This is a genomic window from Ammonifex thiophilus (assembly GCF_003368535.1).
Classification (GTDB): domain Bacteria; phylum Bacillota; class Desulfotomaculia; order Desulfotomaculales; family Ammonificaceae; genus Ammonifex; species Ammonifex thiophilus.
Genome location: NZ_QSLN01000008.1, coordinates 1 through 25,544, shown reverse-complemented (window position 1 = coordinate 25,544; position 25,544 = coordinate 1). Strand labels below are relative to the sequence as shown.

Below are 25,544 nucleotides of genomic sequence, written 5' to 3'. Positions count from 1 at the left end.
CTACACCCTTTCGATGATTTCCTCGCCAAAGAGCCCGTAGGGCCTCACCAGCAACACCAGGAGCAAAATGACGAAGGGAACCACTTCCCTGAGCCCTCCACCTACCAAGGGGTCGAGGTATCCGCCCACAAAGCTTTCGATGAGGCCGATGACAAAGCCTCCTACCACGGCGCCGGGCACGCTTTCTAGTCCTCCCAAGATCACCACCGGCAGGACCTTAAGCCCCAGAGAGGCTAAGGAGGCGTTGACCCCGTTGATGTTGCCCAGGAGAATGCCTCCCACCGCCGCTACTACCGCTGCGATGGCCCAAGTGATCCCGAAAACTCGCTTGACACTTATGCCCACCGAAAGGGCCGCCTGCTGGTCATCCGCCACCGCCCGCATCACAATACCGGTAGTGGTGAACTTGAAAAAGAGGGAAAGCAAGAGTAAAAGGAGTACGGCCAATCCCAGCGACCACAGGTAAACGGCCGAAACGCTCACCCCACCTAAGGATACCGGCTCCTGGGGGAAAATCGGGGGAAAGACGCGGGTGTCGGTTCCCCAAAGGGCTTGGAATATACCGCGCATTAAGGCGGACAAACCCAGAGTCACCATGATAACTGAAATCACCGGCTCCCCGATGAGGGGGCGCAAAACTAACCGTTCCACCACAAGCCCCGCCAGCGCAGCCACCGCCAGGGTCAGAATTACGGCGGGAAGGAAGGGGACTTTGTAGGTTGTCACCAAGGTCAGAGCCACATAGGCTCCCAGCAGCAAAAACTCTCCCTGCGCGAAATTGAGACAGCCGCTGGCCTTGTAGATCAGTACAAAGCCCAAAGCCACCAGAGCGTAAATACTGCCTATGGCCAGACCGGTAAGCAAAAGCTGCCAGAACATCTATTTCCCCTCCTCCGGCTCCAGCACCCTGAGCTGGGTCTTGACTATACCTTCCCTTCCGTCCCGGTACTTCACCTTGGCTTCCACCGGAATCTCCTTGGCCCCGGCGTACATCCCCTCTATGAGCTCGGCGTACTTTCTTGCCACAAACCCCAGGCGCACCTTGCGGGTACGGGTAAGCTCCTCGTCATCGGCATCTAGCTCCTTGTGCAGGATGACGAATTTCTTCACCCGCACCGCCGGAGGGAGCTCTTGGTTTACCCGGCGCACCTCTCTGCAGATGAGCTCCTGCACCTCTGGCTTTTGGGTGAGGTCCACATAGGTAGTGTAGGGAATGCGGTGGGTCTCCGCCCAGCGCCCCACGTTAGCCGGATCGATATTTATAAGGGCGACCACGTAAGGCCGGTCCTGCCCTATTACCACCGCCTCCTTTATGTAGGGGGAGAACTTTAGACGGTTGCTTATGTACTGAGGAGAGAAGATACTCCCATCCTCTAGCCGGATCACATCTTTTAACCGATCGATGACCACCAGATGCCCGTCTTCATCCAGGTATCCCGCATCGCCAGAGTGCAGCCAGCCGTCAGCCAAAGCTTCCGCCGTGGCCTCGGGATTTTTATAGTAACCGACGAACACCGCCGGGCTGCGGGATAAAATCTCTCCTTCAGGGGAAATGCAGATCTCCGTCTCCGGCAGGGGCTTGCCCACCGTGTGAAACTTAATGTCCCCGTCCCGGTGCACCACGGAAATGCCGGCAATCTCCGTCTGGCCGTAGATCTGTTTGAGGTTGACTCCTATGGCGTGGAAAAAGCGGAAGACATCCGGCCCCAGGGCCGCCCCGCCCGTGTAGGCTCGCCGTAACCGACAGAACCCCAGATGATCCTTTATGGCGCTGAAAACCAAAAACTCTCCCAAGGCGTTCAGTACCCTTAGGCCCAAGGAAGGGGTCTTCTTGGCAAAGCGGGTATCGGCCACCCGGTAGCCCACCTGCAGAAAGAAGTGATAGAGCTTACGCTTAAGCCAAGTGGAGTCCTCCATCTTCACCTGAATACTGGATACCAAATCTTCGTAAATGCGGGGAGGAGAGAACATCACATGGGGGCCGATCTCCCGCAGGTTCTCCCTTACCGTATCCGTTTCCTCCGGGAAGTTGACCGTAAAGCCCACCCAGAGGGCGGAAGAGACGGTCATCATTTGTTCCCCCATCCAGGCCAGCGGGAGGAAAGAAAGGTACTCGTCCCCCGGCTCCAGCGGGTCCACCGCCATGAGGTTACGCGCCATGCTCAGCATGTTGCGGTGGGTGAGCATAGCTCCCTTGGGAGGACCGGTAGTGCCCGAGGTGTAAGCGATTACCGCCAAATCGTCCCCTTTCCCTTCGGCCACCATAGCCTCAAAAAGGCCCGGCCGCTTCTTAGCCAGCTCCTCCCCCATTTTCTCCACTTCGGGAAAAGAAAGGAGCAAAGGATCGCGGTAGTTGCGCAGGCCCCGGGGTTCGTAGTAGATGACCTTCTCCAGGTGCGGCAACTCCCCTTTGACCTCTAGAAGCTTGTCTACCTGCTCTTGGTCTTCCGCCACTACGAAACGGGCATCGGAGTGGCAGACGATATAGGCTACCTCGCGCGGGAGTGAGTCCTGGTAGATGCCCACCGCCACCCCGCCGGCTGCCTGGGCCGCCAGCTCAGCGTACACCCATTCCGGACGGTTGTCTCCTATGATGGCCAGCTTATCCCCCCGCTTAAAGCCCAGGGCACAAAGCCCCAGACAGAAGCGGCGCACATGGTCGAGATACTCTTCCCAGGTAATCGTCTGCCATATGCCGAACTCCTTTTCCCGCAGGGCCACCCGCTTGCCGAAACGCTGCGCGTTGCGGTACAGGAGCTGAGGAAAAGTCTCTTCCCGCATCTTGACTGCTCTCATGCCTCCTCTGCCAGCTGCCCCCCCAGGTAGGCCTCCACCACCCGGGGATTCTGTTTAATTTCTTCCGGCAGACCCTCGGCGATCTTACGGCCGAAATCGAAAACCGCCACCCGGTCTGAAAGATCCATGACCACTCCCATGTCGTGCTCGATGAGCACCAGGGTAACCCCCCACTCCTCCGCTATATCGAGGATGAAGCGGGCCATATCCTCCTTCTCTTCCACGTTCATCCCCGCCATAGGCTCATCCAGGAGCAAAAGCTTCGGTTCCAGCGCTAGGGCCCGGGCCAGCTCCACCCGCTTTTGCAGCCCGTAAGACAGAGAGCCCACCACCCGGTTCCTTATAAACTCGATCTCCAAAAAGTCGATGATCTCTTCTACCCGGCGGCGGTGGCGTACCTCCTCCTTCTGAGCTAGGCCCCAGTAAATGCCCCCCGCCAGTATGCCGGAGCGCAGGTGAACGTGACGCCCCAGCATGATGTTGTCCAGAACGGTCATGTGCTTGAAAAGCTCTATGTTTTGGAAGGTGCGGGCTATTCCCAGAGCGGCCCGCCGGTGGGGGGACAGGCGGGTGATGTCCCGCCCTTCAAAAAAGATGCGGCCGCCAGAGGGACGGTAAAGGCCGCTTATGCAGTTAAGGAAGCTGGTCTTACCGGCCCCGTTAGGGCCGATTATGGCCAAAATCTCCCCTTTTCGCACGGTAAGATCAATGTTGGTTAAAGCCGCCACGCCGCCGAAATGAAGTGACAAGTTCTCTACCACCAGAAGTTCCTGCTGCAAGGGGCCGAAACTCCTTTGCTTCTCGGATTATAATTGACGATTATTCCACTCTCGTCCCGAAAATCCTCTCAGCCTCACCGTTTTCTAAAACCGCCACTCCAGACCGCAGAGAGTTAAGGCCTGCCGCCACCCGACCCAGCCAGACCCGCATATCCTGCTGGGAGTTGACGAGCATGGTGAGGGCCCGGGCTATCCGGCCCTCCACTTCTTCCTGCAGACCGCGCAGCCCTTCCTCTAGGGAGGACAGGGCGGCGTCCAAGCGCCGAAGATCCAGGCTGCGAGCGTACCGCAGCACTACCTGGTAGATCAGCAGGAGGTAGGGAAAGAAGAGACTGTAACTCACCAGCACCACGTTGAACTGGTAGACCAGAGACTGAACCCCGCTACTCAGCTCGAACACGGCATCGGGCACTACTACCAGCCCAAAGTTGGGGGTGAGGGAAGGATCGAGGTATTTCTTGAGTTCCCGCGCTTTAGCCACCACCACCTCCTCAATTTGCCGTCTGATCCTTTGTCGCTTTTCAGGATCCTCGGCCTGGTGGAACTCTTCCAGCAGGTTGGTGGCCGGCCACTTGCTGTCGATGGGCAGCACCAAACCATTGGGTAGGCGCAGGCCAAACTCCACCACCCGGTTGCCCACGCGGAAATTGCGCACCTGCCATTCCGGAGGGAGCTGGGAGAAGAGGAGGTCCAGGACATTTTCCCCCGCCGCCCCCTTGCTGCGGCTACCCGCCAGGACCAACTCCAGGCGCCGCAGCACCTCCAACATTTGCCCTCCCTTTTCCGCCTGGGCGTGCGTATGTCCTCGCAGCTCGGCCAGCAACTCCAGGGCCCGGCCTAATTCTTGCCCCAGCCGGTGCGTCACTTCTTGCAGGCTACCTGTGAGGGTTCCCGTACGAGCCAGATCGGTACTAATACCTTGGAGACTCTGCCGTAAGGCGCTTTGCTGCTCCTCCAGCCAGTGCAGGCGCTCTCCCACCTTTTTCACCTGCCAGGCTAGGAAGAAGAGGAGCGGGATCCCCACCAGCACAAGTACCGCTTCTACGCTCACGGACCCTCTCTCCTCCGGTCTCTTGTTAACTAAGGATTTTACCCGGCTTGAGGGTTCAAAGTCTAGCCCCCAGACATGAGAAGGCGTTAAGCGTGGTACAATGGAAAAAAGTTTTGCCCGAAAGGAGATGGGTTCTCTTTGGATCAAGAAAAGCTGCTGGAGGAACTCGTCCATCCCGCCGACACCAAGATGGTACTGGTGGTGCTTGACGGGCTGGGAGGCCTTCCTTTGCCGGAGAGAGAAGGGAAGACGGAGTTGGAGGCGGCCCATAAGCCCAATCTAGACGCCCTGGCCCGCGTCTCGGAACTGGGCCTAGCCCACCCTGTCCTTCCAGGTATCACCCCGGGGTCGAGCGCTGGACACCTGGCTCTCTTCGGCTATGACCCGATCAAGTACGTCATCGGCCGGGGAGTGCTGGAAGCGTTGGGAATTGACTTCCCGTTAGAGCCGGGTGATATAGCGATAAGAGGAAATTTCGCCACGGCCCGCTTCACCCCCCAGGGCCCCATCATCGTAGACCGCCGCGCCGGGCGCCCCTCCACCGAACATACCGCCTCCGTCTGCCGACGCTTACAAGAGAAAATTCAAAAGATAGAAGACGTGGAGGTCCTAATCCGCCCGGTAAAAGAGCACCGCTTCGTGGTGGTTTTTCGCGGTCCGGGGCTCGATCCTCGAGTAGCGGATACCGACCCGCAAGAGGTGGAGGTCCCCCCTTTACCCCCGCAGCCCCTGGTTCCGGAAGCCGAAAAGACCGCCCGGCTGGCCACCATATTTCTCAACAAGCTGGCCGAAGTGCTCCAGGAGGAACCCGCCACCAACTTCGCCTTGCTGCGCGGCTTCTCCCAGCGCCCGCACCTCAAGCTTTTTGGCGAGCGCTTCCGCCTGAAGGCCGCCGCCATAGCCCTCTACCCCATGTATCGGGGGCTGGCTGCGCTGGTGGGGATGGAAGTCTTGCCGGTAAAGGAGGAAAGCTTGGCTTATCAGCTCGCCGTCCTGAGAGAGTCTTGGCCCAGCTACGACTTTTTCTTCTTCCACGTGAAGGCCACCGACTCGCGGGGAGAGGACGGCGACTGGGAAGGGAAGATTAAGGTTATCGAAGAGTTCGACCGGTATCTACCTCAGATAATGGAACTCAAGCCCGACGTCCTGGTGATTACCGGCGACCACAGTACCCCCGCCCTCCACCGGGCACACAGTTGGCACCCCGTACCCTACTTGCTCTACTCTCGCTGGGCCCGCTACCACCGGGATACTACCGGCTTCGGCGAGCGAGACTGCGCGCAGGGAGCTCTAGGGCACTTCCCCCTGCTCTACAACATGAACCTTATGCTGGCCCATGCCCACCGCCTGGCCAAGTTCAGCGCTTAAAGATTGAGCCCCCGCAGCCCCCAAAAGATAAACCCCACTCCTACCAGGAGGTAAAGGAGGTTGAGGGGGGAGATACGACCGGCCAGGCCCGCCAGGCCCAGGAGGGTGACCAGAAAGAGGATACTGGGGCCCACCAAGCTCATAAGGGCGTTGACCTTGAGCGCCGCTTCTACCCGGCCCCAGTAAAGCATGAGCAAAGCACAGGTGAATTCCAGGATAGAGGAAAGAAAGCGTAAGGAAGCCATGCCCCACACCACCGGATCGTGAACTCGAAACAAGGCTTCATCCTCCGTAAAGGCCGAAATCCCGGTAAAAGATATGTCCGCTCCGGCACCAAAAGACCTGGTATCAAACCCTATCCGCCGGGGAATATTAGAAGCGGTCATGAAAAAGCAAGGCGCGTGGCTTCTGGTAGGCGTTCCTTTCGTCATGGTGCTGGGGAACTCAATGCTCATTCCCGTCCTCCCCAGCTTAAAAAAAGCCCTAGGGATGAGTACTTTCCAGACGGGCTTAGTAATTTCCCTTTTTTCCCTGGCCGCCGGTCTTTCTATTCCCTGGGCAGGCCTTTTAGCCGACCGCGTAGGCCGGCGCCGGGTCCTGCTCCCGGCCCTGGCCTTGTACGCCTTGGGGGGACTGGGGGCGGGCTTCAGTTGTTTCCTCTCCCCCGCCCTGGCCTCCACCTTTCTTCTACTGAGCCGAGCAGTGCAGGGTGTGGGAGCGGCCGGCACGGCGCCAGTAGCCATGGCCATGGTGGGGGATTTAGTCCAGGGAAGCAAGCGCAGCCGGGTTCTGGGCCTTTTTGAAGCGTCCAACGGTCTAGGCAAGATCCTGAGCCCGCTTCTGGGAGCGGCGGCGGGCTTAATCGGTTTCTTCTGGCCTTTCTTCCTCTTCCCCTGCTTCGTTTTTCCTCTCCTTATCCTCCTCTGGTGGTCAGTTCCCGAACCTGAAAGCCGCCCCCAAGCGGCCTCCTTGGAAGCCTACTGGGAAGTTTTAAAGGGTATAGGGCGGCGTAAAGGGGTTTGGCTGGCCGGCATTTTCTTAGCCGGCCTTACCGCTCTACTCACCCTATTTGGCCTCCTTTTCTTCCTCTCCGAGTACTTCGAAACAGCCTGGCGCATAAAAGGGCTGGGGAAAGGAGTACTGCTGGCCTTCCCTACCGGCTGTACCTGTCTCGCCGCTTTCTTAACCGGTAAGCTCATAAAGCCCGGGAGCGGGCTTCCCCGCCTCTTCGCCCTCTCCGGTATGCTCTTGATGGCCCTGTCTTTTGCCGGGCTCATCTTATCCCGGCAGTTCGGACCGCTGGTCCTCTTATCAGGTCTCGCCGGGATAGGCGCAGGTGCTACCCTGAGCTCGCTCAACACCCTGGCCACTTCCAGCGCAGGGCCCCAGGCACGAGGACTGGTGACCTCCCTTTACGGTGGGGTACGCTTCTTAGGGGCGGCCAGTGGGCCTCCCCTCTTTGGTCTGCTCATCCCCCACTCCCTCCCCCTCACCTTCGGCCTTACCGCCGCCCTTTGCTTGCTTTCGGCCCTAGCCCTCTTTTTGGTCAAGCCCGAAGCCGCCGGTCTGCACCCTTAACCGCGCTTCTTGCATACACTGGTCGTGTGACTTGCGCAGTTAAAGGAGCGGAGAAACTTTGCCTGCTGGCGGAATCACCATGGTGCTGGATAAAGGGCTAGGTATACGGGAACTGGAGGACCTGCTTGAGGTGGCCGGCAATTACTTTCATTTCCTGAAATTGGGTTTCGGAACCGCCGGTCTTTACCGCGAAGAAGTGCTACGTCGGAAGACGAGCTTGGCTCGTTCTTTCGGCGTAGAAGTCTATCCGGGAGGAACTTTTCTGGAGATCGCGCTGGCGCAGGGAGAGAAGATAGAGCACTTGCTCGAGCGGTTCTTAGACTTGGGTTTTTCGGCCGTAGAGATCTCCGAAGGAACCGTGTCCTGGGAGAGGCGAATGAGGGAAAGACTGATAAAGCTCGCCCGCCAGGAAGGCTTCACTGTGCTCACCGAGGTGGGCAAAAAGAATCCCCTTTACCCTTTCGACCCGGCCGAAATCGCCCGCCAGATAGCCGCCGACCTGGAAGCTGGAGCCCACTGGGTAATCATCGAGGGGAGAGAACAGGGGCGGCGGGCAGGCATTTATGACGCTCAGGGGAGGATTAAGGAAGGAATCTTCCGGAGCCTCTTGGAAAAGTTAGAAGATCCTAGCCGCCTGATCTGGGAAGCTCCCCTTCCTTCCCAGCAACTGGCCCTTATCCGGCACCTGGGACCGGAGGTAAACCTGGGGAACGTGCCTCCGGGAGAGGTCCTATCTTTGGCCGCGCTGCGACGAGGGCTGCGCAGCGACACTTTCTTCTTGCTGGAGAGGCTGGGAGCCAGGCCCATCCGCCTGGTGCGCGCGAAGCTTGGCTAAGACCCGCTCCAGCTCTGGAGGGAGAGGAGCTTCGAAGCGCAAAAACTCCCCCGTGCGAGGATGGGTGAAGCCCAACACCCCGGCATGAAGAAACTGCCCTTCCAGCCCCAGATGAGGGCGGGCCGGGCCATACTTCAGATCTCCCACAATGGGGTGCCCTAAATAATGCAGGTGCACCCTTATCTGGTGCGTGCGCCCGGTCTCTGGCTGCACCTTTAAGAGGGTGTACCCGGGAAAGTACTCCACCACCTCGTAACGGGTGACCGCCGGCCGCCCCCCGGCCACCACTGCCATCTTCTGCCGGTGCCGGGGATGGCGCCCGATGGGAGCCTCGATGCGTCCTTGAGCTGGCTTTACTTCCCCGTAAACTAAAGCCCAGTACTCCTTCAGTACTCGCCGCTCCTTGAGTTGGGCCGATAAGGAAAGGTGCGCTTCGTCGTTTTTGGCCACCACCAGAAGGCCGGAAGTATCTTTGTCCAGGCGGTGTACGATCCCGGGGCGCAAGACGCCATTTATGCCGGAGAGGTTGCGGCAGTGATAAAGAAGGGCGTTCACTAGAGTGCCCCGCTTGTGCCCCGCCCCCGGGTGTACCACCATCCCCCGGGGCTTGTTCACCACCAGCAGGTCCTCGTCCTCGTAGATTATCTCCAGGGGAATGGGTTCCGGCTCCACCTCCGGGGCCTCGGCCGGTGGGAGGAAAACCATGATTTCTTCCCCTGACTTAACCCTGTAGCTCGGCTTGACCTTTCTTCCTCCCACCTGAACGTACCCTTCGTTAATGAGACGCTGGAGATAGGAGCGGCTGTTCTCCGGGAGATTGCGAGCCAGGTAAACGTCCAATCGGACCCCTGCCTCTTCTTCTTCCACCTGCAGACGACAGGCTAGGATCAAAGCTATCTCCCCCGCCACCAGTACCAAAGGATGAGCCCCATTCCCGTGACAATGGCCACATCGGCCAAGTTAAAGACCGGCCAGAACCTCAGATCGATGAAATCCACAACGTAGCCGAACCTGACCCGGTCCACAAGGTTGCCCAAAGTGCCCCCCAGGAAAAGGCCCAGACCCCAGCGCACCACCGAAGGGGCTAGCAGCAAGCGTTTATACCCTAGGAGCAGGGCCAGACTCGCGATCGCGGCTATCAAGATGAGTAAGGGGGTTTGGTAGGCTAGAAAACCGAAGGCCGCTCCTGGATTGCGCACACAGCGCAGGGCAAGGAGCCCTGGTATGACAACCACCGGCTGAGAAAGATAAGCTAAAGCCCAGAACTTGGTAATCTGATCTACTGCCAGAGAAACGAGGCAAGAAAACCAGAAAGCGGGCAAAATACCGCATCCTCCTACAGTTTAAGTTCCTCATCCTCTTTCCCAGTCTTACCACAAACGTCATTCAAAAGCAATCTCGAACCTTCAAGCGACGCCATAGAATGCTTCCTAGGAAAAATAAACCTGCCAGCCCCACCGCAGCGTAAAGATAGCGAACCAGAGAGGCGAACCCCAACAAGCTTACCCCAAAGGCCGCAAGCGCCGCGAGCAAGGCCAGAAAGCGAAAAAATCTCCCCTCGCCTGGCACCAACCGGTTGACCAGCCCAAAGAGGCTGGCCACGGCGGTGGTGTAGACTTCCGCCAGCAAAATCAAAGCATACCCTCCTTGAACCCAGGGAGAGAACTGCCCCGCCAGATGAACCATGGGAACTTCGAAGCGCACCGCCTCCCAAGGAAAGCTCAAGAGCCCCAGGTTTATCGCTGCCGACCCCAGGAAAAGGCCAAGCGCCCCTCCTAACGCCCCCCAGCGTAGCGCCCCTTCCCCCCCGGCCCGCGCTCCTAAGGGAGCCAGAACGCAAACGGCCATCACCAGGTTGTAGGACACGTAAACCAAGACCGAAAGCGGACCGAAGGGAATGGCCGGGCGGTAAAGGGAACTCCACGTTTTTAGCTCGTGCCAGTCTGGCGGGTGCTTCAGTCCAAGGCAGACCCCTAGAAACAGAGCCCCCGTTACCAGCACGGGGGCCACCAGGCTTATGCTGGTAACCACGCCGCTGAACCCCGCTAGCACCGTCAGCAGTGTAAGCCCCAAAAGGATGACCCTTCCTGCCAGCGGAGGAAGAGCAAACTGCTCGGTCAGAAGTGCCCCAGCGCCCGCTGCCATGACGGCCAGAGTGGCAAAGAGGAAAAAAGTAATGAGTAAATCCAGCAGTCGGCCACCCCAGTCCCCAGCAGCCCAGCGAGTCACTTCGGCATGGGAGCGAGCTTTGAGTTTGTACCCGGCTTCCAGTATAGCTAGCCCAAAAAAGAAGAACAGGAAGGCGGAAAGGCAAAGAGAAGGAAAGCTAGCCACTCCTTGGAGAGTAAAGAACTGTAGTATTTCCTGCCCGGAGGCAAAACCTGCGCCTACTACCGTACCTATATAGGTTCCTGCGATGGCCAAAGCACCTATCTGCCCTTTCCGCAATCCCATCAGCTCCCCTATTAGTATAATCGCCTACTCTATAAATTTATCCTTGTCTATTTACAGCTCCACTTTTGTGGGCTATAATACAAAGTGTAAACATGCCTATAAAGGAGGCTGAAAGGATGCGCGAAAAAATACTCTGGTTTAAACCTAAAGAAGCTGGTAGATGGGTGCGAGCAGGAGTTCCTACCTGCACTATAGGTAAGACCTTGTCTCTGAACGTGGTTAGCGCGCGTTATATTAAACCCCCCACACGTGCCAACGTTGGTCTTGACCTCGACCAAAAGCTCCTAATCATTAAGGAAGATCCTGAGCATGGCGAATTGAAAGTAGAGGCAGTAAACCGGGGAAAGAGCGGTAAAATAGTGAGTCGTACACTGCTGCGCTGGCTGAAAAGCCAAGGCTTGTCGGAGGGCCGCTATCTGGGACATTACGACGAGGAACTAAAAGCTTTGGTCTTCCCTATCGGCGAGCAAAAGTCGTAAAATATAGTTCAAAACGAATCACCCCCAAGAAAGGAGTTGTTGGCGTTGGCCGGAGGAGCCATAGATGAACGTCTAGTTTCCCGCGCCATCATACAGACTTACTACGAAGAGTTGCTGCAGCTCACCGACTTCGATGTAGCGGTGGTGGGAGCTGGGCCTTCCGGCCTAACAGCAGCCTACTACTTGGCCCAAGGGGGCCTAAAAACAGTAGTCTTCGAGCGGCGTCTGAGTGTGGGAGGCGGTATGTGGGGCGGAGCTATGATGTTCAACTACCTGGTCTTCCAGGAGGAAGCCCGCCCCATCTTCGAAACTATGGGCGTGCGCTACCGGGAGTATCAGCCGGGTTACTACGTCGCCCATTCAGTAGAGACAGTAGCCGCCTTCACCTTAGCTGCTTGCCGGGCGGGAGCTCAGATCATGAACCTCATCACCGTGGAGGACCTGGTTCTGCGGGATAACCGAGTAACCGGCCTGGTACTTAACTGGACCGCCGTGGACATGGCAGGAATGCATATCGACCCCTTAGCTGTACACTGCCGCTACGTGGTAGACGCCACAGGTCACGACGCCGAGGTGGTTCGAATACTGACCCAGAAAAACCAGGCGACCGTCAAAGTGCCCGGAGGGCACGTCCAGGGAGAAAGGTCGATGTGGTCGGAAAGGGGAGAAAAACAGACCTTGGAGCACTCTGGCGAGGTCTTCCCCGGCCTCTACGTGGCCGGAATGGCCGCCAACGCCGTGGCAGGGGGCTACCGTATGGGTCCCATTTTCGGTGGCATGGTCCTGTCCGGCAAAAAGGTGGCAGAGTTGATCCTGGAAGCCTACCGCCGCGAAAGAAGTCAAGCCCCTTAAAGCTCCCCCTTGCCCGAAGGGAGAGCCAGGGATTATAATTTAGAGTAGATAGCGATCAAGCGGCAGTGGCGGAATGGCAGACGCGCCAGACTCAGGATCTGGTGGGGGCAACCCCGTGGAGGTTCAAATCCTCTCTGCCGCACCAATTTAAGTCTAAGAGGCCGGGAGCTTCGTAGCTCACCGGCCTTTTGTGTCTAATCACTTCTCAGCCCGGAAGATAAGCACGGCAGCCAACGGCCTAAAGAGAAGTCGGCCAAGAAACTCAAAGAGGGGAACCAGGAAAAAGAGCCAAGAAGGGAGCTCAGGGGGGAAGTAGACAACACCCTGCCACTTTACCCGTCGAGGGTTAAGCTTTCGGATAAGTCGCTCTAACTCCTCAGCCGAGTAAAAGTGGGCGTAGGCAAAAATCCCCTTGCCTTTACGGCGCCGAGCCCAAGAGCTCTGGCGGTTAAGCACTCCCACGATCAGCCTTCCCCCTGGCTTCAGAACCCGCCACATTTCCTCCAGAGCCCTTTCCGGCTCAGCCACAAACTCCAAGGTGGTAAAGCAGACCACGGCGTCGTAAGAAGCATCAGGGAAAGGAAGCGAAGTTATGTCTCCTTCTAGATAAGTAATATCGGTTCCGGCGCTTTTTTCCCGCGCCACGGCCAGCATGGCCGGTGAAATGTCTATCCCCGTCACCTCCGCTCCATCGGCCGCTAGGGCGCGGGAAACTATGCCTGTGCCACAGCCGGCGTCCAGTACTTTCTCCCCCGGTCGAAGGGAAAGAAGCTTCTGCAAACACCGCCACTCGAGCTCCCATGCCAGCCGCCCCCGGGGGGTGGAGTACCAGTCATCGTAATGCCTGGCGTAAGCGTCGAAAAGGGGCATGGTCAGAAGAGCAGGCGCCGGCTGCGCCGATAGATATTCTCCAAAAGGCCTATGGACGCCAGATTCACTATCATGGAGCTGCCTCCGTAGCTGAAAAGGGGTAAGGGAATGCCGGCGGCAGGCATGATACCCATGGTCATGCCCACGTTGACGAATACGTGAAAAGCGATCATACTGATGATACCCGCCGCCAGCAGGCGCCCGTAGGTGTCTTTGGCCTCGACCATTATCCTCACCCCCCGGAAAAGCAGGAGGAAGTAAAGAAGGAGCAAGAGGGTGGAGCCGCAAAAGCCTAGCTCCTCCCCCACTACCGAGAAAATGAAGTCGGTATGCTGCTCCGGCAGAAAATTTAACTGGCTCTGACTACCCTGATAAAGGCCTCGGCCCCAGATCCCACCCGAACCTATGGCTATCTGTGACTGTATTACATGGTAGCCGGCTCCCTGCCAGTCACTCCAGGGGTCGAGAAAAATGATTATGCGGTTGAGTTGGTACTCCTTCATCGGTATCCAGACACCGAAGCGAAAATGGGCCCATACCCAAGCAACGGCCAGGAAGAGCCCTCCCCCCACCAGCGAGAGGAGCAGGCGTGGTGGCGCTCCCGCCACGTAAAGCATGCCCACCGTGATGGCGACAAAAACCAAAGAGGTGCCCAGATCCGGCTGCTTCATCACCAGAAGGAGAAGCGGGGCTACGAAGGCGAAAACGGGAAGCAGGTCTTTTAATCTGTGAAGCTTCCCTTCCCGCTGGGCCAGAAAGCTGCCCAAGCTTATCACCAGCGCCAGCTTAGCGAACTCCGAAGGCTGAAAGATAAAGGGACCCAACCTTATCCAGCGCTGGGCTCCTAGCGCCTCATGCCCCACCGCTAGTACCGCCAGGAGCATAAGAAAGGCGCCGCCGTACACCCACCAACTGTAGCGGGCCAACTCCTCGTAGCGCCAGGATATGAGCGCCAGAGCTGCCGTCCAACCCAGAACCACCCAGACCACCTGCCGTTTCACATACAGCAGCGGATCAGAAACGGACGGGCTGGTAGCGTGGGTAGCGCTGGATATAGCCACCATGCCGTATAATATTATCAGCAAGGTGGTGGCAATTAGCGTCCAGTCGAGACTTCGCTTCAAGCGGCTAAACATTCTTCCTTCCACCCCAACCACCTCGCGCTCCATTATAGTGCCGGCGGCCAAGCGCGAACAAGTTGAGCCGGGATAAAAATTTTTGCCCTTAAAGAAGGGAAACGGACCGAGATAGCGAAAATATTCACTAACTAAAGACCTTTTCAGGAGGTGGTTTCATGAGCGAAGTCTACGTCATCGGGCACAAGAGCCCGGACACGGACAGTATCTGCTCGGCCATAGTTTACGCCGGGCTCAAGGGCTACAAGCCGGCCCGGGCCGGGGAGATCAACGAGGAAACGGCCTATGTCCTTGACTACTTCAAAGTTCCGGTACCCGAACTTCTGGAAAACGCCGCCGGAAAGAAACTGGTATTGGTGGACCACAACGAAGCTGGGCAGTGCGTTGATGGCCACGACCAGGCCGAAATCCTAGAAGTGATCGACCATCACAAGATGAACTTCAACTATCCCAATCCCATCTTCATCCATGTAGAGCCGGTGGGGAGCACGGCTACGGTCATCGCCAAGATGTTTAAGGATAAGATCAAGGAAAATCCCACCTACGCCGGGCTTCTGCTGGCGGCCATCCTCTCGGACACAGTGGTCTTCAAGTCCCCCACCACCACCGAGGAAGACAAGGCCATTGCCGCCGAGCTAGCTCAGATCGCCGGGATTGCCGATATCAACCAGTTCGGCGTGGACATTAAGAAGGCCAAGGCTTCCATCAAAGGCAAGTCGGTGGCTGAAGTCGTGCATGTGGACTTCAAAGATTACGACTTTGCCGGTAAGAAAGTGGGCATCGGACAGACGGAGCTGGTGGACATCAACGAGGTGTACGAGCGGCAGGAGGAGTTCATCAACTACCTCAAGGAACTTAAAGAAAGTAAGAACTATGACATGGTCATCTTCATGGCCACCGACATCATCAAAGAGGGTACGGAGCTTTACTTTGTCGGCGACCCTGCCATCATTGAAAAGGCTTTCGGTGTAAAGCCCGAAGGGAACTCGGTGTGGCTGCCCGGCGTGATGTCCCGTAAGAAGCAGGTAGCCCCGCCGGTGGAAAAAGCTTACTGTCAGTAAAACTTGAGGCCCGCCCCTCCATCTCCGGGGCGGGCCTTATTTACCTCTGGTGCCACACTACCAGGAGCAAAGAAAGGCCACCGAAGGCTATAGCCAGCCATACAGTAACTCTGGCAAGCCATTCATCCAGTCCCTTCTTCTTACCCAACAGGGTTTCCGCCGCTCCACCTATCGCTCCAGAAAGGCCGGCACTCCGACCCGATTGCATAATTATCACCGTGATAAGTAGAAGGCATACCAGCACGTAGACTATGGTCGCCAGCGTCTTGAGCATCTGAACTCCCTCCATTTCTATGGGTGCCGGAAAATCTCCTTGCCCGGGTAGCGAGCCACTTCCTCCAATTGCTCTTCAATACGCAGCAGCTGATTGTACTTAGCCACCCGTTCGCTGCGGCAGGGGGCTCCGGTCTTAATCTGCCCTGCCCCCGTGGCTACGGCCAAGTCGGCAATAAAAGTATCCTCGGTCTCTCCCGACCGGTGGGAGATGACATAGCGGTAGCCAGCCCGGCGGGCCAGAGTAATGGTCTCCAGCGTCTCGGTCAGGGTACCGATCTGGTTCACCTTTATCAAAATGGCATTGGCCACCCCCAGAGAGATACCCTTGGCCAGACGCCGAGGATTGGTCACGAAAATGTCGTCCCCTACCAACTGCACGGAGCGCCCCAGCCGCCGCGTTAGAAGCTCCCAGCCTTCCCAGTCCTCTTCAGCCAAGCCGTCTTCAATGGAGACAATGGGGTAACGGTTGACCAGATCTTCGTAATAGTCTACCATCTCAGCGGAGGTGAGCTCCCTGCCCTCACCAGCCAGCACGTACTTCCCTTCCCGGTAAAACTCGCTGGCCGCGGGATCTAGGGCTAGGGCCACATCCTCCCCCGGGCGATACCCAGCCGCTTCGATGGCCGCCACCAGAAGCTTCAAAGCCTCCTCGTTGCCTTCCAGCTCCGGCGCGAAACCTCCCTCGTCCCCTACCGCTGTAGTCAGCCCCCGCTCTCTGAGGACGCGGTGCAGTTGATGGTAAACCTCCACCCCCAGGCGGAGGGCCTCGGCGAAATTGCCGGCACCCACGGGAACGATCATGAACTCCTGGAAGTCGAGATTGTTGTCGGCGTGCTTCCCTCCGTTAAGCACGTTCATCAAGGGGACAGGCATGAGGGTATTCCCTACGCCACCCAGGTAGCGGTACAGGGGAAGACCGAGAAAGGCTGCCGCCGCCCGCGCCACCGCCAGACTTACCCCTAGAATGGCGTTGGCCCCCAGGCGACCTTTATTTTCCGTGCCATCCAAAGCAATAAGTAGGCGATCGATTTTCTCCTGTTCCAGGGCGCTGAGCCCTATCAACTCCTCCGCGATAACGGTGTTAACGTGCTCTACAGCCTTTCTCACTCCTTTGCCGCCATAGCGCTTCTCCTCCCGGTCCCTTAGCTCCACCGCCTCGTGCGTGCCGGTAGAAGCGCCTGCCGGTACAGCTGCCCGCCCTACTGTACCGTCCTCCAGCGTCACCTCCACTTCGACGGTGGGATTACCCCGCGAATCCAAAATCTCCCGTGCCCAAATGTCGGATATTATGGCCAAGTTTTCAAGCCCCCTTTGCCTTTGCTGCCGCTCGGATGATGGCGGCGAAGCTCTCGACCTTTAAGCTAGCCCCTCCCACCAAGGCCCCGTCTATGTCGGGCTGGGCCAGGAGCTCCGCCGCATTGTCCGGAGTCACGCTACCGCCGTACTGGATGCGCCAGGACCCCGCCTTCACAGGAGAGTACCGTCGGGCCAACCAATCTCTTATGAAGCAGTTCACTTCCTGGGCATCCTCTGGACGCGCGTTCCTTCCTGTGCCGATGGCCCAGACAGGTTCATAGGCTATCACCAGTTCCTTTATTTCTTCTTCGCCTATACCGGATAAGGCTCCTTCCAACTGCTTCGCGATGAGGTCGAAGGTCCCTCCCCTTTCCCTGACCTCCAAGCTTTCCCCCACGCACAGAATGGGGATAAGATCGTGTCGGAGGGCGGCCTTGAGCTTGCGCTGGATGATCTCGTCGGTTTCGCCGAAGTACTGACGGCGCTCCGAGTGTCCTATGATCACATAGCGGCAGCCTGCTGCCTTGAGCATAGGAGGAGAGACTTCGCCGGTGAAAGCACCCGCATCCTCCCAGTGAACGTTCTGCGCCCCGAGAGCGATCTCCGTGCCAGCCAACACCTCGGCCACCGGCGCCAAGGCAGGGTAAGGGGGGCAGATTAGAACCTCCACCCCCGGGAAAGGAGCTAAAAGTTTGAGCTCTTGCGCAAAAGCCACCGCTTCGGAGATGGTTTTATTCATCTTCCAGTTGCCGGCAATAAGCGGAACCCGCAAACTCCCACCACCTTATTCCTTGTCCTCTAGCACCGCGATGCCGGGCAGTTCTTTCCCTTCCAGGAACTCCAGAGAAGCTCCTCCACCGGTGGAAATATGGGTTATCCGGTCGGCTACCCCAGCCCGCATCACCGCCGCCACCGTGTCCCCACCGCCGACTATGGTTTCGGCCGTAGCCGGCAAAGCACGAGCCACGGCTACCGTGCCCGCATCATAGGGAGGCTGTTCGAAATAACCCAAGGGGCCATTCCAGAAGATGGTACGGGCTTCGGCCAGTATGCGGCAAAACTCCTCCACCGTCGCTGGTCCCACATCGAGCGCCATCCACCCCTCCGGTACCTCGCTAACGGGCACCACTCGGTACTCGGCTCCTGGTTCCTTGCTGGCCGCCACCACCAGATCGCGGGGGAGAACCAGATTCACCCCTCGCTCCCGAGCCTCCTCCATAATAGAGCGGGCCTGCTCCAGTTGGTCGGGCTCCAAGAGAGACTTTCCCAGGTTATAGCCTTGAGCCGCCAGAAAGGTGTTGGCCATGCCCCCACCGATCAGCAGGGAATCCACCCGAGTGAGAAGGTTGCGCAGCACCCCGATCTTGTCGGAGATCTTGGCCCCTCCTATGAGAGCCACAAAGGGGCGAGCGGGAGAGGATAGGAGCCGGCTCAAGGTTTCGATCTCCTTGGCCATTAGGAATCCAGCCACCGCCGGGCGGAGCTTGGCCACGCCTACCGTGGAAGCGTGGGCCCGGTGCGCCGTACCGAAGGCGTCGTTAACGTAGAGATCGCAAAGCTTGGCCAGGCCCTGGGCCAGCTCCGGGTCGTTTTTGGTCTCCCCCGGGTGGAAACGGATGTTCTCCAAAAGCAGCACATCGCCGGGGTTTAAAGCCGCCACCGCTTCCTCCACTTCCGGCCCCACGCAGGAGTCGAGCTTGCGCACCGGCCGCCCCAGTAACTCCTCCAGGCGCCGCGCCACCGGATCTAGGCGCAAAGACTCATCGGGCCCCCCCTTGGGCCGCCCCAGGTGAGAAACCAGGATCACCTTGGCTCCCTGCCGACACAAGTACTCAATGGTGGGAAGAGCAGCTCGCAGCCGGGTGTCATCCGCCACCTTTCCGTCCTTCAAGGGGACGTTGAAGTCTACCCTTACCAGCACCCTTTTCCCCTTGACCTCTACGTCCTGGACCGTCTTTTTGGCCAAGAGCCCTCACACTCCTTTTTTCTCTTACTTTAGCCCCCGGGAGGCAAGATATGCGACCAGATCGGCCAGCCGGCAGGAATAGCCCCACTCGTTGTCGTACCAAGCCACCACCCGTACCATATTTCCACCGATGACCATGGTCGAAAGGCCATCCACCACGGCCGAATATGGGTTACCATTGTAGTCACAGGAGACTAGCGGAAGTTCCGTGTAAGCCAGGATCCCCTTGAGCTCCCCCTCGGCTGCCTCTTTGAAAGCCGCGTTGACCTCTTCCACCGTTACCGGTCTTTCCAGCTCCGCCACCAAATCGACCACCGAAACGTTGGGAACCGGCACGCGAAAGGCAAGGCCGTTGAGTTTGCCGTTGAGCTCCGGCAGAACCTTACCTATGGCCGCAGCGGCACCGGTAGTGGTGGGAATGATCGACAAGGCAGCGGCACGCCCGCGGCGGTAGTCCTTGTAGGGCATGTCTAGAATCTGCTGGTCGTTGGTGTAGGCGTGCACGGTATTCATAAGTCCCTTAACTATGCCGAAGCGCTCATGTAGCACCTTGGCTACCGGTGCCAGACAGTTGGTGGTACAGGAAGCGTTGGATATAATGTGGTGCTTTTCTGGATCGTAAAGGTGATGGTTGACCCCCATGACCACGGTCAAATCTTCGTTTTTGGCTGGTGCCGAGATCACCACCTTGCGGGCCCCGGCAATAAGGTGGCTGCGGGCCAGCTCCCCGTCCCGGAAGCGCCCGGTAGATTCTACCACCACCTCTACTCCTAGATCTTTCCAGGGAAGCTGCGCCGGATCTTCTTCGGCAAACACGGTTATCTCCTTCCCGTCAACGCAGAGCTTGCGGTCACCAGCGGTAACCTGGGCCCGGAAGAGGCCGTGGACGGAGTCGTAGAGCAGGCTGTGCGCCAGGCGCTGGGCGTAGTCCTCCGCTGAAGGGTTCAAGCGTCGCGACCGGTGGTTAACCGCTACTATCTCTATATCCCCTCGAAACCAGGCTGCCCTAAAAAAGAGTCTCCCGATGCGGCCAAAACCGTTAATCGCCACCTTTACCGCCACTTCATAATTACCCCCTTCCGACGACGTTTTTACCGGCTTTTGCGTTTTGCCGCGTTTGGGATCCCCATCTCCATCCGGTATTTGGCCACTGTACGCCGGGAAAGCTCTATTCCCTGCTTCTTAAGCTCCTCAGCTATCGCCTGGTCGCTCAGAGGAGCAGCAGGATCTTCCTTTTCAATTAACTGCTTGATCAGCCATTTAACTGCTTGAGCTGCTACCTCCTGCCCCTGGCTGCTGACCCCGCTAGCGAAGAAAAAGCGAAGGGGGAAGATCCCCCGGGAACACTGGAGGTATTTGTTGGCGATGGCTCGAGAAACGGTGGACTCGTGTACCCCTATCTCCTCCGCTACCTCCCGGAGGGTAAGAGGTTTCAAGCCCGAAAAGCCTTGGTCAAAAAAGCCCCGTTGCTTTTCTACCAGCACCACGGCGACCCGATAAAGAGTCAGACGTCTTTGCTCCAGATTCTTTATCAGCCAAAGGGCTTGCTTCAACCTCTGTTGCAGGAAAGCCCTGGCTTCAACGCTAAGTTGGGGATGGCGGAGGAGATCGCGGTAGGTAGAGTTGATCACCAGGCGGGGGCACGCAGATTCGTTAAGCAGAACTTCGTAGTCACCTTCCACTTCCTGCACGATGATGTCGGGGACAACATACTCCACCCAGTTGCTGCCGAAGTTCATACCCGGTCGGGGATTAAGCTGGCGGATCCTCTCTACCGCCTGTTCCAGCTCCCTCTGACTCACGCCCAGCTTCCGGGCCAGCTCCGACCAGTCCTCTTCAGCTAGCTCCCGCAGGTGCTCCTTGACCAGTAGCCGGGCCAGCCGGTCTTCCGGATGGTTGCGCTCCAACTGCAAAAGCAGGCATTCTCGCAAATCGCGCGCTCCTACCCCAGCGGGTTCCAACGACTGGAGGATTTTCAGCCCCTTTACTACCTCCGCTTCGGGTACCCCTAGAAGGGAAACCGCCTCGGCCACAGAGAGGCGCAGGTAACCGTTCTGGTCCACGTTTCCAGCTAAGAACTCGGCCACCGCCCGCTCATTGCTGCTGAGGGGAAGAAAAGCCAGCTGCTGCAACAGGTGCTCGTAAAGGGAGGGTCCAGGAGCCACCGGCACTGGCTCTGGCGAAGAGGCCGGTTCTTGCTGGCTAAAGCCCAGGTCGCTAGCATCACAAAGGTAATCCATCCAGGATTCCCCACCCACTTCTTCCTCCAGCGGCTCCCCGCCTTCCCCTTCCTCCTTCAGCTCGAGTAAGGGGTTTTCCGTTAGCTGCTGTTGCACATATTGCCAGAGTTCCTGGGTAGAAAACTGCAGCACCGCCACTGCTTGCTGCAGTTCCGGACGAAAAGCCAGTTTCTGGGATGTCTCCAATCGGATGTCGGCCTTGGTAACCATAAAGCTTACCCTTCCTTTTTCAGCTCCCGCGCCAGAGCGGCAAGACGCCGCAGACGGTGGTTAACGCAAGACTTAGAAACTGGAGGGTGAAGGAGCTCCCCCAATTCCTTCAAGGTGGCTTCCGGGTAGCGAAGACGTAGCTCCGCCACTTCGCGCAAGGGAGCAGGCAGGTTCTCCAGCCCTACCCAAGCGATCAGCTGCTCTATTTCCTTGCGGCGCGAGAGGGCCGCCTCCACCGTCCGCGCCAAGTTGGCCGTTTCGCAGTTTACCAGGCGGTTCACCTGACCCCTGACCTCTCGCAGGATCCGGGTGTTCTCCAGTTCCAAGAGGGAGGCGCTGGCTCCCATGAGACGCAGGCACTCGGCCACCGCTCCCCCTTGTTTCAGGTAGACCACCTTGGGGCGACGGGAGTGACGGCGGGCCCTCACCCCCAAGCGCTGCAGCAAGGCTACCGTTTCCTGCGCCGCCTCCCCGGTGGGAAGCTCTAATTCCAACTGGTAACCTCCCTTTACTCCTATCCAGCCCCCTCCTAGAAAAAGGCCCCGCAGGTAGGCGCGGCGGCAACACTCCCGGCGCAGAAGGGACTTGCGCAAACCGACGACCTTCCTTCCCCACCGGTCCTTGAGACCCAGCTTTACCAGAAGGGCAGGATTGGTCAGGTGCACCTTAAGCCGGTAAGAGCTCAAAGAGCCCTTTGCCCTATCCACTAAAATTTCCTCTGTTTCCCCCAGCACCGCCCGTAGCAGACGGTAGGCCTTGCGCGCCAGGTTGGCCCCTTGAGCCTTAATAATCAGGTACTTGCCCTGCTTACCCTCCGCCACTTGAGAGGCAACCCTGGCCCATCCCGCCAACTCGCTCCAGCAACAGCAAGAACTTTCTGGCAGAAGGCCGGCTAACTCGGCCTTCACTTTGGCCTCAAAAGGTAAGACATACTTGGGTTCTTTCCTTAATGCCATTATAACTCACTCTCCTCGCCTGGGGAAAACTCGCCGGCCCGGCTTATCTACCTTTGGGCTCTTCCAAGTAACGCTTCAGTTCGTGGACGAATTTGGCCTCGCTGTAAGAACCCATAACCCGCACCCTTTTTAGAGTGTAGGGGTCGGCGCCGGGCCAGTTCACTCCCTGCACGCAGGTGACGGCTCCTTTGAAGCCTGCCTCCTTAACCAGCTCCACCACCCGGGCATCGAAATCGCCGTAGGGATAGGAAAAGAAATCTATCGGGCGCCCTATTTTCTGAGCCAGAACTTCCCGGCAACGGAAAATTTCGTAGCGTTGCCTCTCAGGATCCACTTGGGTAAGGCGCGGGTGGGTCATGGTGTGGGCGCCAAAGGTTATCTTCCCTGAAGCTGCCATCTCCTTTATCTCCTGCCAGTTAAGCATCTGGTTGCGCGGTTGCCGGCCGTAATCGGCATCAAAAAAGTTATAGCCCCCCACTGCGTCCGCCACCAGGAAGATAGTGGCAGGGTAGCCGTAGCGCTTCAAGATAGGCCAGGCATAAAGGTAGTTATCCTTATAGCCATCATCGAAAGTGATTACCACCGGCTTGGGAGGTAAGGGCTTCCCCTGGGTGAGATAAGCATAAGCCTCCTCCATGCTCACCACGTGGTATCCGTGGTTCTTGAGGTAGCGCATCTGCCAATCGAACTTTTCCGGCGGCACGCGCAGGCCCAAGCCCCCAGCCCGAGGGTCGGGGTTGACCTTATGGTACATAAGAATGATGAGCGCCTTGGAGCTCCTAGCCGAAGACTCCTTAGCCCCCAGCCAGCGCATCCCTCCCCACAGAAGCAGGCCCAGCAAGCCCACGCCCGCCAAGGCAACCAAGGCCCAGCGCCGCACTCTCTTTTCCCCCCTCAGGCCGAATCGCGGTTTACGTCCCGGTGGCGCACCGTCACTTGGTAATCCTTGCTGCGAAGGATCTCGGCCAGGCGGTTGACTATTACCACCGAGCGGTGCTTGCCCCCGGTGCAGCCTACCGCAATGGTGAGCATGGCCTTACCCTCTTTAATGTAAAGTGGAATTAGAAACTCCACCAGGCTGGTGAACCGGGCAATAAACTCCCCTGTGACCGGCGAGGCAAAAACGTACTCCTTTACCTCTGGATCCTCTCCGGTCAGGTTTTTGAGACGAGGCACGTAATGAGGGTTGGGAAGGAAGCGAACGTCCATCAGGAGGTCGGCATCCAGCGGGATGCCGTATTTGTAACCGAAAGACATAAGGGTTATCCGGAAGCGCCTTAAAGTCTCTACGTCGCCGAAGAGATTGGCCAGCTGTTCCTTTAGCTGGCTTACCGACAGATTAGAGGTATCGATTATCTTGTGCGCTCGCCCCCGCAGCTCCTCAAGCCTTTTTCTCTCCTCCCTTATGGCGCTTAAAAGATCCCCTCCCAAAGGATGGGGGCGCCGCGTTTCCTTAAAGCGGCGCACCAGTACCTCGTCCGAAGCCTCCAGAAAAACTATCTCATAAGGTACAGCCTCCCGGTCGAAGCGGGAGAGGACTTCAAAAACCTTTTCGAAAAGCTCCCCCCCACGCACATCCACCACTAGGGCCACCTTTTTTATGGGTACCGCCGCCCGGGCGCAGAGTTCGGTAAAAGTGGGGATGAGTGTGGGAGGAAGATTATCGACGCAGAAAAAGCCCAGGTCCTCCAGACAACGCAGGGCCTGGGTCTTACCCGCACCTGAAAGACCGGTTATGATTACCAGACGCGGCCAGGTCACTTTTAAGCTTATCTCCCTTTCACTTTTTTAGCCTATACGGTATAGATCCGGCGGCGGCGAACAAACTCCTCTACCAACGCTTCGAACTGCGGGCGCCTCGCCTCGTAATCCTTCCGCCCCATAAGGGCATAGGTGATCTGCTTGCCCTCCTCCACGCCGGGCTGGTCGAAAGGGTTGACCTGCCAGCACTCGGCTACGAAGACTACCAAAGCTTCGAAGAAGTAAAAGAGAGCTCCCAAAGAAGCAGGAGAAACATCATGCAGCGCCACGTGGTAGCAGGGCCTTCCCTCGCGCACCAGACTTATCTCGGTGGCCAGCTGCTCCACGGCCAGCTGCTCCCCTAGAGTACGCCCGCCGAAATAGGCGTACTCCTTCTCAGTGGTAAAGAGAGAAGGAAGCACGACCTCCGGCTTCTCCTCGATAGTGACAAAGCCGTAGATCTTGTCATCCGGCCCTTCCTTGAAAAGTTGGAGCAAAGAGTGCTGGTCGGTAGTGCCCACGCAGGCCAGTGGGGTCGTACCAGCCCGCACCTCCGCACCGGTAAGAGAAAGCTTTTTTCCCAAACTCTCGGCCCACAACTGCATAAACCAAAAGCCAAACTCGCTCAAAAGCGTCTCGTAATTAAACAGCACGTGGATGTTCTTCCCCCGCGCCGACCAGTAGCAGATGCCTCCTCCTAGCAGGAACAGGGGGTTAGTCTCCGGGCCCTTTGCCGTAAGGACTTCGTGCACCCGTCTGGCCCCTTCTAAGAGCTCCTCCCCCGAGATTCCCAGCAAGGCAGCCGGGAAAAGTCCTACCGGGGAAAGGACCGAATAGCGCCCTGGCAAAGGCGGTGGAAGATGAAAGACTTCTGCCCCCAACTCCCGGGCAATGCGGTTCATACCGTTATCACCCGGATCGCAAATAAAGACCAGGTCTTGCGGTCTTCCCCCGGCCTCGCGGTAAACTTGGTAGAAGTATATGAAGTTAGCTGCCGTCTCCGGTGTGGAACCAGACTTACTTATGTAGATAAGCCCTGTTCTCCTCCAGTCAAGCAAATCGGTGAGCTGCCGCGCAAGGTGAGGAGAAATGTTATCCAGCACCAGAAGGCGGGGCGAGCCGGCGAGGTTATAGTAAGGTCCTTTGAGAAACTGTACCAAAGCCTTTATGCCTAGCGAAGAACCGCCGATACCTAAAACCAGAAAGGTTTCGTAAGCGCTGCGCAGGCGCTCGGCCACCGCCTCCATCGCCGGGATCTTGCGCCCCTCCTCTAAAGAAAGGGTGAAGGGATAAGCGCAGGAGTCCAGACGCTCCTGAAAGCGGAAGAAGGGTTCCTGGTAAATCTTCAACTCTTCCTCGGCCCCGGCCAGAAAGTGCCCTACATCTACTTTGAGCACCCGACCACACCCCCTTACCGCTACTTTCTTATTATCCCCGCCCTTTTCTTGCGGTGTCAACCTGCGCAAGCTCCAGCGATCGTGTCAACCTACTGTAGGAGTCTCGAGCCCCACCATCCCCGGACCAGGACGAACTACCAGAGAAGATCGATGTTCCGGCTCAAAGCTTTGAGGGCTCTGGTTAATGATGTTACCGGACCTCGC

General features: G+C 57.9%; 26 protein-coding genes and 1 tRNA gene. 7 read left to right on the top strand and 20 right to left on the bottom strand.

Translation table 11 applies throughout. The features are described 5' to 3' along the window. Genes DXX99_RS06620 through rmuC form a run of 4 tightly spaced genes read right to left on the bottom strand, consistent with a single transcriptional unit; the run spans position 1 to position 4,626 of the window. A complete protein-coding gene (locus tag DXX99_RS06620; RefSeq protein WP_115792715.1) occupies positions 1–879 on the bottom strand; it encodes a branched-chain amino acid ABC transporter permease in 879 nt (292 codons plus the stop codon). Beyond that, positions 880–2,796 carry an AMP-binding protein gene (locus tag DXX99_RS06615; RefSeq protein ID WP_240610851.1) on the bottom strand — a complete coding sequence of 639 codons (1,917 nt, stop codon included), beginning with the start codon at positions 2,794–2,796 and terminating at the stop codon, positions 880–882. Then, positions 2,793–3,575 carry an ABC transporter ATP-binding protein gene (locus DXX99_RS06610; protein WP_115792714.1) on the bottom strand — a complete coding sequence of 261 codons (783 nt, stop codon included), beginning with the start codon at positions 3,573–3,575 and terminating at the stop codon, positions 2,793–2,795. Before DXX99_RS06610 ends, DXX99_RS06615 begins: the two co-directional genes overlap by 4 nt. A gap of 40 nt (positions 3,576–3,615) precedes the next feature. Further along, positions 3,616–4,626: a DNA recombination protein RmuC gene (gene rmuC / locus DXX99_RS06605; RefSeq protein WP_165847751.1), complete on the bottom strand. Its 1,011-nt coding sequence runs from the start codon at positions 4,624–4,626 to the stop codon at positions 3,616–3,618. A gap of 138 nt (positions 4,627–4,764) precedes the next feature. On the opposite strand from rmuC, the gene DXX99_RS06600 reads away from it, so the two are divergent. Next, positions 4,765–5,994, top strand: coding sequence for a 2,3-bisphosphoglycerate-independent phosphoglycerate mutase (locus DXX99_RS06600; protein WP_115792774.1), 1,230 nt, complete (start codon positions 4,765–4,767; stop codon positions 5,992–5,994). On the opposite strand, the gene DXX99_RS06595 is transcribed toward DXX99_RS06600, so the two are convergent. Next, a complete protein-coding gene (locus tag DXX99_RS06595) occupies positions 5,991–6,272 on the bottom strand; it encodes a YqhV family protein (protein ID WP_115792712.1) in 282 nt (93 codons plus the stop codon). The genes DXX99_RS06600 and DXX99_RS06595 overlap by 4 nt on opposite strands. Positions 6,273–6,378: 106 nt before the next feature. Here DXX99_RS06595 and DXX99_RS06590 point away from each other — a divergent pair, with 106 nt between their 5' ends. Both DXX99_RS06590 and comA read left to right on the top strand, forming a co-directional pair. Then, positions 6,379–7,572, top strand: coding sequence for an MFS transporter (locus DXX99_RS06590; protein ID WP_165847750.1), 1,194 nt, complete (start codon positions 6,379–6,381; stop codon positions 7,570–7,572). A gap of 58 nt (positions 7,573–7,630) precedes the next feature. Further along, complete coding sequence (comA, locus tag DXX99_RS06585) at positions 7,631–8,407, top strand: phosphosulfolactate synthase (RefSeq protein WP_115792710.1); 777 nt, start codon at positions 7,631–7,633, stop codon at positions 8,405–8,407. On the opposite strand, the gene DXX99_RS06580 is transcribed toward comA, so the two are convergent. From DXX99_RS06580 to DXX99_RS06570, 3 genes are all read right to left on the bottom strand, one after another. After that, positions 8,303–9,298, bottom strand: a complete 996-nt coding sequence (locus DXX99_RS06580; RefSeq protein ID WP_115792773.1) for an RluA family pseudouridine synthase — start codon at positions 9,296–9,298, stop codon at positions 8,303–8,305. The genes comA and DXX99_RS06580 overlap by 105 nt on opposite strands. Before the next feature lie 2 nt (positions 9,299–9,300). Beyond that, positions 9,301–9,729, bottom strand: coding sequence for a signal peptidase II (lspA, locus tag DXX99_RS06575; protein WP_165847749.1), 429 nt, complete (start codon positions 9,727–9,729; stop codon positions 9,301–9,303). A gap of 64 nt (positions 9,730–9,793) precedes the next feature. Continuing rightward, a complete protein-coding gene (locus DXX99_RS06570) occupies positions 9,794–10,855 on the bottom strand; it encodes a YkvI family membrane protein (protein ID WP_115792708.1) in 1,062 nt (353 codons plus the stop codon). 122 nt (positions 10,856–10,977) lie between these two features. On the opposite strand from DXX99_RS06570, the gene DXX99_RS06565 reads away from it, so the two are divergent. The 3 genes from DXX99_RS06565 to DXX99_RS06555 all read left to right on the top strand — a co-directional run bounded on the left by DXX99_RS06565 (position 10,978) and on the right by DXX99_RS06555 (position 12,337). Next, the gene (locus tag DXX99_RS06565; RefSeq protein WP_115792707.1) at positions 10,978–11,340 is read left to right on the top strand and encodes a hypothetical protein; all 363 of its coding nucleotides are present in this window, start codon (positions 10,978–10,980) and stop codon (positions 11,338–11,340) included. Positions 11,341–11,385: 45 nt separating this feature from the next. After that, positions 11,386–12,192: a sulfide-dependent adenosine diphosphate thiazole synthase gene (locus tag DXX99_RS06560; RefSeq protein ID WP_115792706.1), complete on the top strand. Its 807-nt coding sequence runs from the start codon at positions 11,386–11,388 to the stop codon at positions 12,190–12,192. A gap of 59 nt (positions 12,193–12,251) precedes the next feature. Then, positions 12,252–12,337, top strand: a tRNA-Leu gene (locus DXX99_RS06555). Between the two features lie 53 nt (positions 12,338–12,390). Here DXX99_RS06555 and DXX99_RS06550 read toward each other — a convergent pair. Further along, positions 12,391–13,062, bottom strand: a complete 672-nt coding sequence (locus DXX99_RS06550; protein WP_115792705.1) for a class I SAM-dependent methyltransferase — start codon at positions 13,060–13,062, stop codon at positions 12,391–12,393. Positions 13,063–13,064: 2 nt separating this feature from the next. After that, on the bottom strand, positions 13,065–14,186 hold the full coding sequence (gene rodA / locus DXX99_RS06545) for a rod shape-determining protein RodA (RefSeq protein ID WP_240610850.1): 1,122 nt from the start codon (positions 14,184–14,186) through the stop codon (positions 13,065–13,067). Between the two features lie 170 nt (positions 14,187–14,356). Between rodA and DXX99_RS06540 the strand changes: the two genes are divergently transcribed. Further along, positions 14,357–15,259 carry a manganese-dependent inorganic pyrophosphatase gene (locus DXX99_RS06540; RefSeq protein ID WP_115792703.1) on the top strand — a complete coding sequence of 301 codons (903 nt, stop codon included), beginning with the start codon at positions 14,357–14,359 and terminating at the stop codon, positions 15,257–15,259. 40 nt (positions 15,260–15,299) lie between these two features. On the opposite strand, the gene secG is transcribed toward DXX99_RS06540, so the two are convergent. Genes secG through DXX99_RS06490 form a run of 10 tightly spaced genes read right to left on the bottom strand, consistent with a single transcriptional unit; the run spans position 15,300 to position 25,340 of the window. Next, positions 15,300–15,533 carry a preprotein translocase subunit SecG gene (gene secG / locus DXX99_RS06535; RefSeq protein ID WP_115792702.1) on the bottom strand — a complete coding sequence of 78 codons (234 nt, stop codon included), beginning with the start codon at positions 15,531–15,533 and terminating at the stop codon, positions 15,300–15,302. Between the two features lie 17 nt (positions 15,534–15,550). Continuing rightward, positions 15,551–16,831, bottom strand: a complete 1,281-nt coding sequence (gene eno, locus DXX99_RS06530; protein WP_115792701.1) for a phosphopyruvate hydratase — start codon at positions 16,829–16,831, stop codon at positions 15,551–15,553. A 4-nt stretch (positions 16,832–16,835) separates the two neighbouring features. Next, a complete protein-coding gene (gene tpiA, locus DXX99_RS06525; protein WP_115792700.1) occupies positions 16,836–17,603 on the bottom strand; it encodes a triose-phosphate isomerase in 768 nt (255 codons plus the stop codon). 12 nt (positions 17,604–17,615) lie between these two features. Further along, a complete protein-coding gene (locus DXX99_RS06520; protein WP_115792699.1) occupies positions 17,616–18,797 on the bottom strand; it encodes a phosphoglycerate kinase in 1,182 nt (393 codons plus the stop codon). Positions 18,798–18,821: 24 nt separating this feature from the next. Further along, a complete protein-coding gene (gene gap, locus DXX99_RS06515; RefSeq protein ID WP_115792698.1) occupies positions 18,822–19,859 on the bottom strand; it encodes a type I glyceraldehyde-3-phosphate dehydrogenase in 1,038 nt (345 codons plus the stop codon). A 29-nt stretch (positions 19,860–19,888) separates the two neighbouring features. After that, positions 19,889–21,247, bottom strand: coding sequence for an RNA polymerase factor sigma-54 (rpoN, locus tag DXX99_RS06510; RefSeq protein ID WP_115792697.1), 1,359 nt, complete (start codon positions 21,245–21,247; stop codon positions 19,889–19,891). Positions 21,248–21,252: 5 nt separating this feature from the next. Then, positions 21,253–22,203, bottom strand: coding sequence for a DNA-binding protein WhiA (gene whiA / locus DXX99_RS06505; RefSeq protein WP_115792696.1), 951 nt, complete (start codon positions 22,201–22,203; stop codon positions 21,253–21,255). Positions 22,204–22,246: 43 nt separating this feature from the next. Further along, positions 22,247–23,083 carry a polysaccharide deacetylase family protein gene (locus tag DXX99_RS06500; RefSeq protein WP_115792695.1) on the bottom strand — a complete coding sequence of 279 codons (837 nt, stop codon included), beginning with the start codon at positions 23,081–23,083 and terminating at the stop codon, positions 22,247–22,249. A 14-nt stretch (positions 23,084–23,097) separates the two neighbouring features. After that, positions 23,098–23,964 carry an RNase adapter RapZ gene (rapZ, locus tag DXX99_RS06495; RefSeq protein ID WP_115792694.1) on the bottom strand — a complete coding sequence of 289 codons (867 nt, stop codon included), beginning with the start codon at positions 23,962–23,964 and terminating at the stop codon, positions 23,098–23,100. A 32-nt stretch (positions 23,965–23,996) separates the two neighbouring features. Further along, a complete protein-coding gene (locus DXX99_RS06490) occupies positions 23,997–25,340 on the bottom strand; it encodes a glucose-6-phosphate isomerase (protein WP_115792693.1) in 1,344 nt (447 codons plus the stop codon). Positions 25,341–25,544: the final 204 nt, after the last annotated feature.